The organism is Stutzerimonas tianxiuensis (genome assembly GCF_053470365.1).
On the sequence record NZ_JBPVWS010000006.1, the window covers coordinates 52,641 to 66,879 of the forward strand.

The following is a 14,239-nucleotide window of genomic DNA, read 5'->3' on the forward strand; positions in this document are numbered from 1 at the left end:
GCGGGCGCGGCTCGATCCCGTTCAGGTATCGGCCACCGTTGGTGGCACTGTGTGCAGGATGAAATAAACCGGGAAGGTTATCATGGCCCGCGTGGGTGCGAAGGGCCAACCTGCCGAGCCGGTACCTGAGATGCCCCGCATGGGTTTGATTGCTTTGGAAGTGCTATGTCTGCTCTAGAACAGGCGTCGAACGCATCGGCGAATCTGCTTCTCGTTACGTTGGTCAACGTCATCGTCGTTGCGGTAGTCGTGGCGATTCACTACGAGTTTCTGTCGCGCCTGTCTGCAAGCAGGGCGAGCCCCCATTTCCATCATCGCGTTGGGATAGTGTTTGGTGTGTTCGGCGCATTGACCGCGCACGCGGTAGAGGTCTGGGTGTTCGCCTTTGCCTACTACCTCATGCACCACGCGACTGGGTGGGGGACGCTGGCCGGCGAGTTCAGCGGCAGCCTGCTGGACTGTGCCTATTTTTCTTTCACGACCTTCACGACCGTTGGTTTCGGGGATATCCACCCCGTCGGCGCCATTCGATTTCTGACGGGCATCGAGGCGTTGACGGGCCTGGTGTTGATCACCTGGACCGCCTCGTTTCTGTTTCTCGAAATGCAGCGTCACTGGACCGTTCGGTGATGGCATTCATCAGGCTGCGTCTGGCGACGTGTGGCTGACCCTCAGAAACGTGCGCTGTTAAGGTAGCGTTTGATATCGATATAAGGAGCCTTCATGTCCGCCTTGACCGAACTCGCGGCGCAGCTAGGCCATGCGCTCCAGCAAAAGTCGGCGCAAGTAACCACCGCCGAATCTTGCACAGGGGGAGGTATTGCCGAGGCCATTACCCGCATTGCTGGCAGCTCGGCCTGGTTCGAGGCTGGTTTTGTCACCTACTCGAACGGTCAGAAAACGCGTCAGCTGCAGGTGCCGGAACATCTGTTTTCAGAAGTGGGTGCGGTGAGCCGTGAGGTTGTAGAAGCTATGGTCTGCGGCGCCCAGGTCGCCAGCGGAGCGCGCTACGCCGTTGCCGTCAGCGGCGTAGCAGGGCCGGGCGGTGGATCGCCGGATAAGCCGGTCGGTACGGTTTGGTTGGCCTGGGGGTGCGAGGCTGAGCGGTTTGCAAGACGCTTCCAGTTTGACGGCGACCGACAGTCTGTTCGTGAGCAGAGTGTGAAGGCTGCGCTCGTCGGACTGATCCGCCTAGTGGCCGGAGAAAATCCGATTGAGGGCTAGGCGCTCGTTTTTGCCTATGCTCTAATACTGTCTACTTATACAGTTGTCGTGGCCTCTGGCCCTCTTGATCAAGTGAGGATTGTAATGGACGAGAACAAGAAGCGCGCCTTGGCTGCCGCCTTGGGCCAGATCGAAAAGCAGTTCGGTAAAGGCGCGGTCATGCGCATGGGCGATCATGATCGCCAGGCGATCCCGGCCATTTCCACTGGCTCGCTGGGCCTGGACATCGCGCTCGGCATTGGCGGTCTGCCTAAAGGTCGGATCGTCGAAATCTACGGTCCGGAATCTTCCGGTAAGACCACCATGACGCTTTCCGTCATTGCTGAGGCTCAGAAGGCCGGCGCCACTTGCGCCTTCGTCGACGCCGAACATGCGCTGGATCCCGATTACGCTGGCAAGCTCGGCGTCAATGTAGACGACCTGCTGGTTTCACAGCCCGATACCGGCGAACAGGCTTTGGAAATCACCGACATGCTGGTGCGCTCCAACGCGGTCGACGTGATCATTGTCGACTCCGTAGCGGCTCTGGTCCCCAAGGCGGAAATCGAAGGCGAGATGGGCGATACCCACGTCGGTCTGCAGGCTCGTCTGATGTCTCAGGCGCTGCGCAAGATCACCGGTAACATCAAGAACGCCAACTGCCTGGTTATCTTCATCAACCAGATCCGCATGAAGATCGGTGTGATGTTCGGCAGCCCGGAAACCACCACCGGCGGTAACGCATTGAAGTTCTATGCGTCGGTTCGTCTCGACATCCGCCGTACCGGCGCGGTGAAGGAAGGCGACGAAGTGGTCGGCAGTGAAACGCGGGTCAAGGTCGTCAAGAACAAGGTGGCGCCACCGTTCCGTCAGGCCGAGTTCCAGATTCTTTACGGCAAGGGCATCTACCGTAATGGCGAGGTCATCGACCTCGGCGTTCAACAGGGTCTGGTCGAGAAGTCTGGTGCCTGGTATGCCTACAAAGGCAACAAGATCGGTCAGGGCAAGGCCAACGCTGCTAAATACCTGGAAGAGAATCCAGAGATCGGTCGCGAGATCGAACAGCAGATTCGTGACAAGTTGCTGGTGGTTTCTCCGAGCAGCAAGGCCAATCCGGTCGTTGAAGACCTGGCCGAAGCTGACCTCTAAGCAGCATGCCGGTCGTGCTCGACAGCCCTGCCGCCGTGCGGCGGGCCGCTATGGATTTACTGGCCCGGCGCGAGCACGGACGTATGGAGCTGAGTCGCAAGTTGCGTTCGCGTGGTGCCCCGCCTGATCTCATCGAGCCAGCCCTGGAAAAACTGGCTGATGAGGGGCTGCTCAGCGAGGCTCGCTATCTGGAAAGTTTTGTGCGCATGCGTGCTAATGCGGGTTACGGCCCGTTGCGCATACGTGAGGAACTGACCCAGCGAGGCCTCCCGCGGGAGGAAATCGAGCAGGCGTTACGTGACAGTGGCTTCGACTGGAATGAGCAGTTGCGCGAAGTCTGGTTGCGAAAGTTCGGTGAGTTACCGGGCGATCAGCGTGAAAGGGCCCGCCAGGGCCGCTTTTTGAGCTACCGAGGTTATCCCCTGGATTCGATTGGTCGCCTTCTGCGGGGCGCTTCGTTCGATTGATCCGGATTCGATAGCGGCCATCCCGCAGCTGGTAGAGATCGCGTCACTAACTGAGCTCGCACTACTTCAATCTTTCGCGCTCAGCGGCGAAGCCCAGTGTTCCTTTGCATTGATAAAGTCGGTCAGCTCCCGTAGCCGGCCATGATCCCTTCCGTTAAATACGAAGCTCAGCCTGGGTAACGGCTGCAGTTCCGGCTCGTCCAATTCCATTTCACAGCACGCTTGCTGCTCGAAGCGGCCTTTGAGACAAAGGTCGGCAAAATGTTCGTTCATGTAGGACATGGCGGAATCGGTCAGCACATGGTTCATGCGCATGACGAAGCAGTCTTGCAGCCATCGGCTCGAATGAAAGTTGCTGTAGAAGTGATCGATCTCAGCAGCAGCGTCTTCGGCATTGTCTACCAAGCGCATCAGCCGCATATCAGTTGGAAGGATGTAACGGTTGCCTTCAAGCTGTCGGCGCATGAAGTTCAGCGCGTCTTTCCAGAATGTGCCGCCGGGCTCATCCAGCAGCACAATCGGCACCAGTGGGCTTTTGCCCGTCTGGACCAGCGTGAGTACTTCCAGGGTTTCGTCCAGTGTGCCGAAACCACCGGGACAGAGCACCAGCGCATCGGCCTCTTTGATAAAGAACAGCTTGCGCACGAAGAAGAAGTGAAAAGACAGCAGGTGGTCGGTGCCATCTACCGTCGGATTAGCATGCTGCTCGAAGGGTAGGGTGATGTTCAGGCCGAGGCTGTTATCCATGCCGGCGCCTTCATGGGCAGCCGACATGATGCCGCCACCGGCACCGGTAATAACCATCAGGTCGTAGCGTGCAAGCGTCTCGCCGAGCTCGCGGGCGAGCGCGTACAACGGATGTTCGATGGGCGTTCTCGCCGAGCCGAAAACGGTCACTTTGCGGCGACGCTTGAACTGATCGAGGCGGCTGAAGGCGTGCTCCATTTCACGCATGGTCTGTAGCAGAATCTTGGCATCCCAGCGGCTTCGGTCGGCTTGAGCCATGCGCATGACGGTAACCAGCATTTCCCGATATAGGGGCAGGTTCTGGCTGCTGGATGGAACTACGAGTGCAACCAGTTCATCAATTTTCTTCGATAGCTCGGCACCACTGGTTTTGAAATGTCGCGACAGGTAATCGTCCGATTCGAAAGGCATACAAGTTCTCCCTGTGGAAGCTGGGGCGCTGCTCATCCGCCAGGCGCGAGAACCGTATCTCGCACTGTGGTCTGAGTAAGTCCAGACAGCCGCCGAAAACAATCTGGGTGATGGTATGTCGGCATTTGGCGTTCGTGACGCACTTGTTTCATGCCTAACAGTAGCTCAGCGCAAAGATGTCGAACGTCGGTTCTATCGCTCGGTGAACAGCCACGATCATCGCGCGTGCAGCTTATGTCTGGGGCATCAGTTTCCGGCCATCAGAGTGCGATGCGATCCCCCGGTTCCGGAATGCGGGCTTGCCAATCGAGGCGAACGCGCAGGGCTTCCTGCAATGTATGCATCTTGTCCAGCTCCCCGTGGACTAGATATAGCTCCGGACGCGACTTGAAGTGGCTAGCCCATTCGATCAGCTGCGATTGCCCCGCATGCGCGGAGAAACCGCCCAACGTATGGACCTGGGCGTTCACCGCTATGCGCTGATGCATCAGCTTGACGGTTTTCGCGCCATCGACGATGGCGCGACCAAGTGTGCCGCTCGCCTGGAAGCCAGGAATGACCAGGTGACATTCCTTACGCCAGAGGTTGTGCTTGAAGTGATGAAGAATGCGCCCACCATTGCACATGCCGCTGCCGGCGATAATGATCGCGCCACTTTTGAAACGGTTGATGGCCATCGATTCTTCAGGGGTTGGCGTCGCCCTGAATATCGGCAGCCATGTCTCGATACGCTGCCGGTTACTATCAGGTGCTGCGCCTGGTTCTATGTCCAGCTGCTCCTGGAAAAGTGAGTAGATTGCGTTCGCGCCGATGGCCATCGGGCTGTCCAGAAAGACCACTTGCTGAGGCACTCGGCCCTGGTGGTACAGAAGGCCGAGGTAATAGATCAGATCTTGCGTGCGGCCAACGGCGAAGGACGGCATGAGTACGTTGCCACCATCACGGTGGGCTTGCTGAAGGATCTCGGCCAGTTCTTCGATGGTTGCCTGATGATCGCGGTGGTCGCGATCGCCATAGGTGGACTCCATCAGTACCACGTCGGCCTCGCGCAGTGGCGTCGGCGCATGCATGAGGGGCGAGCAGGCATTGCCGAGGTCCCCGGAAAATACCAGGCGGCGGGTGGCGCCAAAGTCGGTGACGTCGACTTGAACGATAGCTGAGCCAAGGATGTGTCCCGCATCAAAAAAGGTCACGGAGACCCCCGGTGCGGCTTCGAAGACGTCGCCATAGGCGTGAGGCTGTCTTTGCGCAAGCATGCGTTCGGTGTCGACCCGAGTGTAGAGCGGCTTGATGGCCGGCTTGCCCAGACGCGCGCGCCAACGGTTTTCCCACTCGGCGTCCTTTTCCTGGATGTTCGCCGAGTCGAGCAGCATCAGCTCGACCAGCTTCCCGGTCGCTTCGGTGACATGAATCGACCCTTTGAATCCGGCTGCCACGAGCTTCGGTAACAAGCCGCTATGGTCGATGTGTGCGTGTGACAGCACCACGGCATTCAGGGTCTGCGGGTCGAAGCTAAAACCTGCACGGTTGCCGGCCTCCTCTTCGCGCCGCCCTTGGCGCATGCCGCAGTCTAGAAGCACGCGAACGCCATCATGGGTTTCGATCAGATAACAGGATCCGGTGACCTGTTGGATGGCGCCGAGAAAGCTGAGCAAAGCCATGAGAACCTCCTGTCTGTACAGTTGCGCCCAGCATGCCCGCTATGCCGGCAGCTCATCTTGATGCATATCAGAGAGAGCCCGCTAGACGCTGACTAGACTATCGCCAATGCCCACCAACGGAGTGCCTCATGAATCAGCTACTGCCCAGTCTTGACGAGCTGGACCATCATGCGGAGATCCAGCCGGAGTTCGCTCGCTGGCGAACCGGGTACGGACCCTTTGAACATGCTTTGGAAACCCAGGCTTCCGTGTTTCGCCTGGCCCATCAGCTGGTACAGGCCGAGCTGCAGCCGGATCTGGCAAGTGTGTATCGGCTGCTGCAGGCGATCGACAGGATCGGTTCGGCTGGCCTGTGGCTGGTTGTGCACATGACCTATGCGCGTCGGGTTCGGCTGGACGGCTCTGAACTCAGCGCCGAGGACTTCAAGGTTGCGCCAGAAGGGCATACCGGCGGTTCTCTTAATATGGTGCCTGCCTACGCCGGTTATCTAGGACTGAACGCCCTGACCGGCAGTACACGTGCTTGGTTGATGGGGCAGGGCCACTGCGTTGCAGCGATCGAAGCGCTGAATCTGCTTACCGACAATCTGCACCCCGAACAGAAGCAAGCCTACGGCGATGGCGAGGCGGGCATCAATCGGCTCCTCGAAGACTTCTACGGCTACCATCAGGCGGCGGATGGCAGCCCCTCAGCGCCTCTCGGCAGCCATGTCAATGCACACACTGGGGGCGGTATCGCCGAAGGCGGATACCTTGGCTTCGCCGAGCTGCAATATGCCCACATGCCACTGCCTGGCGAGACGCTGGTGGCCTTTCTATCCGATGGTGCAGCAGAGGAACAGCGCGGCAGCGACTGGATTCCGCGCTGGTGGCGTGCCGAGGATTGCGGTGTAGCGCTGCCCATCATGATCGCCAATGGTCGGCGTATCGAACAACGGACCCAGCTTGGCACTCATGAGGGGCTTGAGGGGTTTCGCCAGCATCTTAGCCGTTGTGGCTTTGACCCTATCCCGTTCGATGGGCGTGACCCGGCTGCTTTCGTCTGCGCCCTGTGGGAGATGGAGCAGCGCCTGGTTCGGCGTGTCGAGGAAAAATCCCGCGGTCTGCTGCGCTATCCGCTGCCGATCCCCTACGGAATAGCCGAGACGATCAAGGGATTCGGCTTCTATGGTGCCGGCTGCAATGCAGCGCATAACCTGCCGCTGCCGGGCAACCCGAGCGTCGATGACGCTTCGCGTGAGTTGTTCAATACTCATGCCGCCCCGCTTTTCGTTCCCTGGGATGAGCTTGAGCAAGCTCGCCAGCTGGTTGCGCAGTCCCGCCATGCGCGCCCTGCCGAGCGCGACAACGTCCTCGCGACCAGGCGGCCCAATGCTCCGGTCATGCCGCCGCTCCGGTATCACGATCACGCCTGTTCCCCGATGGCAGCGGTAGATGATTTCTTTGTCGAACTCACCCGTGCCAATCCGTCACTGCGCCCCCGTGTGGGTAACCCCGATGAACTGGCCAGCAATCGCTTGGGCGGCGTACTCAGAGCGATGAAGCACCGCGTGGTCGATCCTGAGGGAGAGCTGGAGGCAGTGGACGGAAAGATCATCACAGCACTGAATGAAGAGGCCGTGGTTTCCGCCTGTCTTGCCAACCAGGGTGGCCTGAACCTGGTTGCCAGTTATGAGGCGTTCTGCGTGAAGATGCTCGGCGCGGTACGCCAAACCCTGATTTTCTCCCGTCAGCAGAAGGAGGTTGGGCGGCCAGCCGGTTGGCTTGGCTGGCCCATCATCGCTACGTCTCACACCTGGGAAAACGGCAAGAACCAGCAGTCGCACCAGGACACCACTTTTTGCGAGGCCTTGCTGAGCGAAATGAGCGATATGGCGAGAGTTTTGTTCCCGGCAGACCACAACAGCGCCATGGCACTGCTGCCTTCGATCTACCAGACCCGCGGTGCGCTGGCTTGCCTGGTCATGCCCAAGCGTGAGCGGCCAGCTATTTTCAATCAGGCGCAGGCCGAGCAGCTTGCCCGTGACGGCGCGATCATCGTTGACGAGCAGAAGGGTGATAACCCCATCCTTCTGATTGCCAATGGCAGCTATCAGTTGACTGAAATGCAACGTGCCACTCAGCGCCTCAAAGAAGCGCGTGTCAGCTATCGTCTGGTGTATCTGCAGGAGCCGGGTCGCTTCCGCGCACCGCGGGATCGTTGGGAGATCGAGGCGCTTGCGGCCGAGGGTGTAACCGAGCGCCTGTTTCCCGAACAGATGGAGATGAGGGTGCTGCTCACTCACATGCGGCCCGAAGTGGCGCGTGGTCATCTCTGGCCGATTTTGCCGGACGTGCGACGAAATTCGGTTCTGGGCTATCGCAATCGTGGTGGCACGCTGGACGAGGGCGGTATGCAATTCGCCAACCGGGCTAGCTGGGCGAATGTATTGGCCGCCTGCGCACGTTTGCTCGATATACCGCGAACCGCACTGCTCAAGCCAGATGAGGCGGCTGCGGTCGCGGGCAAGGGCGATCCGCGCGTGCTGCGCTAGTCAGACCTGTCAAAGGGCAGCGCCGATGCTGCCCTTGGCGTGTTGCCGGCTTCAGCAATCGCTGGAGCGATAGCGTTCCGTGGTGATCGGTTTCTTGCTCTGGTACTCACTGAACTCGAAGCGCAACACTGCGCCCTGGCTCATCAGCTGACGCAGGCCCTCGTTGTTGCAAACGCTGGCGGCCAGTTGGGTGCGGACTTGCTTGGGGTTGTCTCGCATCTGCGCGGCGTGGCGCGGCTGAACGCTCAAATGGTTGACCAGCTCGTTTCCGTCGACGCTGTAGCCCTCGTCGAGCAGGTCGGAGTTGATCGCACGTGGAGTGCCTACACTGCTTTCACGGGCGACTTTTTCCAGCAATTGGCTGAGCGCCTGTTCCTGTGCGGATGCGGTGTGGGCGAAGGGCAGGGCGAGGCAAAGCGTTAAAAGTGTGGTCAGACGGCGCATGGTGATCTCCTGATGACTGCCGTCGTTCGACCGGTGTCGGTCCTCACGGTTCAGCGCTGCCATGGTTTGGGGGCGGCTGTTAAACTCCGCTCCCCCTCTGTTGATCGAACAATCATGACTCACGCCGTCGTCCGCCTTCGCGATGCTCGCCTGGCGCGTAGCGCCAAACCGTTCATTGCCCGCGGTTCGCGCACGCCGCGGTGTGCCCGCTGCCGAGTTGCCTTCAGCCATTGCCTGTGTGACTGGCTGCCATCGGTGACGACCAATAGCGCGGTCTGCCTGATCATGCACGATATCGAGCCGCTGAAACCGAGCAATACCGGTTGGCTGATTGCCGATATCGTGGCTGAAACCTATGCCTTCACCTGGCAACGAACCGGTGTAGACGCTGCGCTGCTAGAGCTGCTGGCCGATGCCCGCTATCAGCCCCTGGTGGTCTTTCCGGGTGAGTACGCGCAACCAGATCGGGTGGTTACGGAGCTTGAGGTCACACCGGGGAAGCGCCCGCTGTTCATCCTGCTGGATGCGACTTGGACCGAAGCGCGCAAGATGTTTCGTAAAAGCCCCTATCTGAATCATCTGCCAGTGCTGAGCTTGCAGGCCGACGTACTGTCACGTTATCGCCTGCGTCGCTCGACCCGCAGCGAACACCTGTGCACCGCGGAGGTCGCTGCGTTGTGCTTGGGCTTGGCTGGAGATGACCAAGGCTGCGCGGCACTGGATACCTGGCTCGATGCGTTCACTGACCATTACCTGGGTGCCAAATATCACCGCGCACCAGATCCCGAGGATGCCACTCATCGGGCGCTGGCTGCCCTTGGCCAGCGCTGATATTGGCCTGTGGGTCAGTGCCTGGCCACCTGTGGGATTTCGGTAGCAGCCGGCACGGGTACATCCTTGCGCGGCCAGAGTTGGGCGGCGAGCATGCCAACGAACATCAGCGCACAACCAAAATAACCGCGCGGACTTAGGCTTTCATCAAGCAAAAATGCTCCAGCAAGTGCGGCGAACACCGCTTCGAGCGAGAGGATGATGGCCGCGTGCGAGGCGATTGCGTGCTTCTGCGCCACGACTTGCAAGGTATAACCAACCCCCACTGCGAACATTCCGCCATAGATCAGGGCCGGCGCGGCAAGCCAGATGCTGTTCAGGCTGGCTTCTTCGAAGACTGCCGCCAGCAGCAGACTGACAACCGCGCAGGTTACGAACTGCAGAAAGGCCAGGCGAATGGCGTCATGACGACCCACGAAAAAGCTCACCAGCAACACATGAATGCCCCACACGAAAGCGCCAGCCAACTGTATCCAGTCGCCGGAAGCGATCTGAAAGTTTTCGTCGATGCTGAGCAGCGCCATGCCAACCACGGCGAGTATTGCGCCTAGCCAGGTGCCCATGCCGGTCCTCTGGCCAATAGCCAGGCCGAGTAAGGGCACGACGATGACGTACAAGCCAGTGATGAATCCGGAGTTGGTCACGCTGGTGAACAGCAGGCCAACCTGTTGCAGGTTGATGCCTATAGTGAGGGCGAGGCCCATGCTGAGGCCTCCGAGTAGCAATCCACGCTGCAAGAATGGCTCGTGGCGAGCAGCGCCTCGGCCTTGGTGCAGCAACAAGGGCAGCAATACGATTGCGCCCAATGCGAAGCGAAGGCCGGTGAACAGGAATGGCCCGATGTTATCCATGCCGACCCGCTGTGCGACAAATGCGCTTCCCCAGATCATGGCCGTGATCAGCATTAAGAAATCGGCGCGAAGGGCTTGTTTGCGCATGTTTGAACTCGTGCGGAAAAACCGCGAACTTTGCATCAAACCGAGGGGCTTTGCCACCGCTTCGCCGTCCGGCGCGGCAAACGGCTGATTAAATGCGGAACGATGATCGAATTTCGCGTGGTGGCGCGATATCATCACCGTGGTCACCCTCGAGCATATTGCGGGTTCTTGCCGTCCTGATTGTCAGCACCCGGCTCAGGCAGGTGAAGCGCCAATAAAAACTATAGGTCCGCCATGGCTGCTTACGAAATCCTTATCGCCGATGATCATCCCCTGTTTCGCAGTGCCCTCCAGCAAGCATTGACGCTTGGGCTGGGCGATGACGTTCGGCTATCCGAGGCGGCTAGCATTGCCGAGCTCGAAGCTCAACTGACCCGAACATCGGACTGGGATCTGGTATTGCTGGATCTCAATATGCCCGGCGCTTATGGGTTCTCCGGGCTGGTGCTGCTGCGAGGTCAGTATCCCCAGCTGCCTGTTGTGATGATCTCCGCACAGGAAGACGCTGCGGTTGTTGCTCGCTCTCGTGAGTTTGGCGCCAGCGGTTTCATACCCAAATCCAGCTCACTCGAAACGATTCAGCAGGCTGTTCGGGTCGTGCTTGATGGCGACGTCTGGTGGCCTAGCAATATCGAGGATGTGGCGCACGTCAGCCCCGAAGCCAAGGCTGCCAGCGAAGGGCTCGCGAGCCTCACGCCCCAGCAGTTTCGCGTGCTCACCATGGTGTGCGACGGTTTGCTAAACAAGCAGATCGCCTATGAACTCAGTGTTTCCGAGGCGACCATCAAGGCGCATGTGACCGCAATCTTCCGTAAGTTGGGCGTTCGCACCCGAACCCAGGCTGCTCTACTGTTGCAGCAGATGGGCTCGATCCCCAGCAGCTGAAAGCACGTTCTTGCCTGTAGATGCCTCGTTAACCGCGCTGGCTCAGTGTCAGGCAATCGTCGGCAGTACAATCTCATCACTGCGGCGGACGCCTGCCGTCAGCGCTCGGCATTGCTCGATGAATTCGCGCATGGCGGCGGTCTGATATTTCATCGAGTGCCAGATGAAATAGAACTGCCGAGCAAGGTCCAGTTCGGGTGTTTCCAGAGCGACCAGGCTGCCCCGGCGAAATGCATCGCGTAGCGCCAATCTTGAAATGCAGCCGATCCCGAGCCCGGATTCGACGGCTCGTTTAATCGCCTCAGTGTGCTCCAGCTCGAGCCGAATGTTCAATTTGGCCGGATGATGGCGCATGGCATGGTCGAAGGTCAGGCGAGTACCAGAGCCCTGTTCGCGGAGAATCCAGGCTTCGCGCGAGAGTTGATCCAGGCTCACCGCAGTGTGGGCGGCCAACGCATGCTGGGGCGCGCAAAACACCACCAGTTCGTCCTCGACCCAGGGTAATACTTCGATCTCTGGATGCTGGCAGTCGCCCTCAATCAGACCTAAATCAAGTTCATGTTGCGCAACCTGCTGGACAATATGCGCGGTGTTCTGCACGTGGAGTTTCACCCGGCATTCAGGGTGACGCTGCATAAAACTGCCGATGAGCAAGGTGGCGAGGTAGTTGCCGATCGTCAGGGTAGCGCCCACGCTCAGCGAGCCGAATCCCGTTTTGCCAGCGAGCAGATCCTCAATCGCTTTGGCCTGGTCGAGCAAGCCTACTGCCTGCGGCAATAGCTGGTGGCCTAATGCGTTCAGCCACAAACGTTTACCGGCACGATCGAACAGCTGGCAACCCGACTGGCGCTCCAGTTCGGCCAGTGAGGTGCTGGTCGCCGACTGTGAAAGGGCAAGGCTTTCAGCCGCACGGGAAACGCTTTCATGCCGCGCGAACGCGACGAACACCTGTAACTGCCGGAGTGTGAAATGCATATCTATATAACCGATAACATATATCGTTAATATTCGTTTAGCGGATATTAGTCGGCCCGGTAAACTGCCAGCAAATATTGATGCGCCGTTGTGCGCTAGAAGGGGAGCACTACATGAGCAACCTGAACGTTGAGCGAGTCCTCAGTGTGCATCACTGGAACGACACGCTGTTCAGTTTCAAAACCACCCGCAATCCGGGGCTGCGCTTTGAAAATGGTCAGTTCGTGATGATCGGACTCGAAGTAGAAGGGCGACCCCTCATGCGTGCTTACAGCATTGCGAGCCCCAATTATGAAGAGCATCTGGAGTTCTTCAGTATCAAGGTGCCAGATGGTCCGCTGACCTCTCGCCTGCAGCACCTGAAAGAAGGTGATTCGCTAATGGTCAGTCGCAAGCCGACTGGCACGTTGGTGCTGGACGACCTGTTGCCGGCCAAGCATCTTTATCTTCTGAGTACGGGAACCGGTCTGGCGCCTTTCATGAGCGTGATCCAGGATCCGGAAACCTATGAGCGTTTCGAGAAAGTCATCCTGGTGCATGGTGTTCGTTACGCAAACGAAGTTGCCTACCGTGAGTTCATAACCGAGCACCTGCCGCAGAACGAATTCTTCGGCGAGGCCCTGAAAGAGAAGCTGATCTATTACCCCACCGTCACGCGCGAGGTGTTCGAGAATCAAGGGCGTCTGACCGACTTGATGCGCAGCGGCAAGCTGTTTGCGGATATCGGCCTGCCGCCGATCAACCCGGAAGACGACCGTGCGATGATCTGCGGTAGCCCTAGTATGCTGGCCGAAACAAGCGAAGTGCTCGACAGCTTTGGTCTGAAGGCATCGCCGCGGATGGGCGATCCTGGGCACTACCTGATCGAGCGAGCATTCGTCGAGAAGTGATTGGACGTTGAGTCCAACGACCGGCTGAGCGTCACGTCAGCCGGTTTTTTTTGGCTGGCTCTTTAGAAGTAAGTGGCACAGCATTTCTTGTACTTCTGACCGCTCCCGCACGGGCACGGGTCATTGCGACCGGCCTTCAGCGGGACAGTGGGGTCAATGAAGTACCAGCGTCCATTGTGCTGCACGAACGCTGAGCGCTCATGTTGAGCGTGCTCTCCGGCTCCGTCGTGCCATCGTGCAGTAAAACTGACCAGCGCATGTTCTGGCTGTCCGCCGAGCACTTGGCTTTGCTCAACGTCCAGTCCCAGCCAGGTGCTGTTGGCGCTCCACTCCTTCATGGACTGCAGATCCAGAGCTTGTTGCTGTGCCTGCAGCGTGGTGGCCTGCAGGTAAGCGATAGCCCCGACAACGTAGGCGCTATACCGCGAGCGCATCAGTTGTTCAGCGCTAGGCGCTGGTAGACCTTGATGATAACGGCCGCAACATTCGCCGTAGGGGTCGCCGGTGCCGCAAGGGCAATTTGCGTCTGTCGGTTGATCATCAGACATCGTCAATCACCACCAATATTTGCCGAACATTTGCGGATTGGCCCAGTATTTTGCATTGAGCCAGTCTGGAACCTGCTTGTAATCCAGTAGGTCGTAGGTGAAGAGGGTCACCGTTTGGCCGCCTCGTTCGAAGCGTCCGCTGAGCTGTAAGGCCAGCGAGTAAAAATCGGTTGCCTGCCAGTCCGACGCATTCAGATCGACCAAAACCGCCATGCGGCTGGTGTTGAGATTGCGAATGCCGCCGAGCAACTGCAGGCCGTCGCGCTTCGGAAGGTGTTCCAGGCAGTCAGCGACCAGGGCGAGATCGTAGCGGCGGGCCGCGAGGTCTGCAGGCAGTGGGCCGGTCAGTGCGCGATCGATCTGGCAATGGTTATGGCTGTGGCTAAATGCGTCGATAGCGGGCAGTTCGCTATGACCGACATACAGCAATCGGGCCGGACGGTGTTGTTCCAACAGGGCGGCCAAAGCTTGCTGCGGCGTCTGCGATGAGCGGGATGCGGTCAAGCCGGGATTCCTCGATATCAGGCGTAGCGGAATGCAGAGATTGCAGTCCGCT

Annotated in this window: 15 protein-coding genes; 8 read left to right on the plus strand and 7 right to left on the minus strand. The window is 59.0% G+C overall.

Annotation, left to right across the window (positions count from 1 at the left end; translation table 11 throughout):
* Positions 1-204 precede the first annotated feature (204 nt).
* The 4 genes from ACSSNI_RS09530 to recX all read left to right on the plus strand — a co-directional run bounded on the left by ACSSNI_RS09530 (position 205) and on the right by recX (position 2,819).
* Entirely contained in the window at positions 205-630 is a 426-nt protein-coding gene (locus ACSSNI_RS09530; protein WP_200638165.1) for a potassium channel family protein, read from the plus strand.
* 93 nt (positions 631-723) lie between these two features.
* Positions 724-1,224 carry a CinA family protein gene (locus tag ACSSNI_RS09535; RefSeq protein WP_200637600.1) on the plus strand — a complete coding sequence of 167 codons (501 nt, stop codon included), beginning with the start codon at positions 724-726 and terminating at the stop codon, positions 1,222-1,224.
* 84 nt (positions 1,225-1,308) lie between these two features.
* Complete coding sequence (gene recA, locus ACSSNI_RS09540) at positions 1,309-2,352, plus strand: recombinase RecA (RefSeq protein WP_102834922.1); 1,044 nt, start codon at positions 1,309-1,311, stop codon at positions 2,350-2,352.
* A gap of 5 nt (positions 2,353-2,357) precedes the next feature.
* Positions 2,358-2,819, plus strand: a complete 462-nt coding sequence (gene recX / locus ACSSNI_RS09545; protein ID WP_200637602.1) for a recombination regulator RecX — start codon at positions 2,358-2,360, stop codon at positions 2,817-2,819.
* A 66-nt stretch (positions 2,820-2,885) separates the two neighbouring features.
* Here the strand turns inward: recX and ACSSNI_RS09550 are convergent, their stop codons facing one another.
* A complete protein-coding gene (locus ACSSNI_RS09550; protein ID WP_200637604.1) occupies positions 2,886-3,977 on the minus strand; it encodes an LOG family protein in 1,092 nt (363 codons plus the stop codon).
* A 260-nt stretch (positions 3,978-4,237) separates the two neighbouring features.
* Positions 4,238-5,638: an MBL fold metallo-hydrolase RNA specificity domain-containing protein gene (locus ACSSNI_RS09555; RefSeq protein ID WP_200637606.1), complete on the minus strand. Its 1,401-nt coding sequence runs from the start codon at positions 5,636-5,638 to the stop codon at positions 4,238-4,240.
* A gap of 128 nt (positions 5,639-5,766) precedes the next feature.
* Between ACSSNI_RS09555 and ACSSNI_RS09560 the strand changes: the two genes are divergently transcribed.
* On the plus strand, positions 5,767-8,172 hold the full coding sequence (locus ACSSNI_RS09560) for a phosphoketolase family protein (protein ID WP_200637608.1): 2,406 nt from the start codon (positions 5,767-5,769) through the stop codon (positions 8,170-8,172).
* A gap of 51 nt (positions 8,173-8,223) precedes the next feature.
* On the opposite strand, the gene ACSSNI_RS09565 is transcribed toward ACSSNI_RS09560, so the two are convergent.
* Positions 8,224-8,616, minus strand: a complete 393-nt coding sequence (locus ACSSNI_RS09565) for a PA3611 family quorum-sensing-regulated virulence factor (RefSeq protein ID WP_200637610.1) — start codon at positions 8,614-8,616, stop codon at positions 8,224-8,226.
* A gap of 114 nt (positions 8,617-8,730) precedes the next feature.
* On the opposite strand from ACSSNI_RS09565, the gene ACSSNI_RS09570 reads away from it, so the two are divergent.
* The gene (locus tag ACSSNI_RS09570) at positions 8,731-9,447 is read left to right on the plus strand and encodes a tRNA-uridine aminocarboxypropyltransferase (protein WP_200637612.1); all 717 of its coding nucleotides are present in this window, start codon (positions 8,731-8,733) and stop codon (positions 9,445-9,447) included.
* Between the two features lie 14 nt (positions 9,448-9,461).
* Here ACSSNI_RS09570 and ACSSNI_RS09575 read toward each other — a convergent pair whose 3' ends face one another.
* Complete coding sequence (locus ACSSNI_RS09575) at positions 9,462-10,385, minus strand: DMT family transporter (RefSeq protein WP_200637614.1); 924 nt, start codon at positions 10,383-10,385, stop codon at positions 9,462-9,464.
* Positions 10,386-10,619: 234 nt separating this feature from the next.
* On the opposite strand from ACSSNI_RS09575, the gene erdR reads away from it, so the two are divergent.
* Positions 10,620-11,270 carry a response regulator transcription factor ErdR gene (erdR, locus tag ACSSNI_RS09580; protein WP_102834916.1) on the plus strand — a complete coding sequence of 217 codons (651 nt, stop codon included), beginning with the start codon at positions 10,620-10,622 and terminating at the stop codon, positions 11,268-11,270.
* Positions 11,271-11,318: 48 nt separating this feature from the next.
* Here erdR and ACSSNI_RS09585 read toward each other — a convergent pair whose 3' ends face one another.
* The gene (locus ACSSNI_RS09585; protein ID WP_102834915.1) at positions 11,319-12,245 is read right to left on the minus strand and encodes a LysR family transcriptional regulator; all 927 of its coding nucleotides are present in this window, start codon (positions 12,243-12,245) and stop codon (positions 11,319-11,321) included.
* 113 nt (positions 12,246-12,358) lie between these two features.
* Here ACSSNI_RS09585 and fpr point away from each other — a divergent pair, with 113 nt between their 5' ends.
* Positions 12,359-13,135 (plus strand): ferredoxin-NADP reductase, encoded by a 777-nt coding sequence (fpr, locus tag ACSSNI_RS09590; protein WP_159968733.1) that lies wholly within the window; start codon positions 12,359-12,361, stop codon positions 13,133-13,135.
* A gap of 62 nt (positions 13,136-13,197) precedes the next feature.
* On the opposite strand, the gene ACSSNI_RS09595 is transcribed toward fpr, so the two are convergent.
* Together ACSSNI_RS09595 and ACSSNI_RS09600 are read right to left on the minus strand one after the other, a co-directional pair.
* Positions 13,198-13,683, minus strand: a complete 486-nt coding sequence (locus ACSSNI_RS09595; RefSeq protein WP_200637616.1) for a YchJ family protein — start codon at positions 13,681-13,683, stop codon at positions 13,198-13,200.
* A gap of 6 nt (positions 13,684-13,689) precedes the next feature.
* On the minus strand, positions 13,690-14,187 hold the full coding sequence (locus ACSSNI_RS09600; protein WP_200637618.1) for a DUF6231 family protein: 498 nt from the start codon (positions 14,185-14,187) through the stop codon (positions 13,690-13,692).
* Positions 14,188-14,239: the final 52 nt, after the last annotated feature.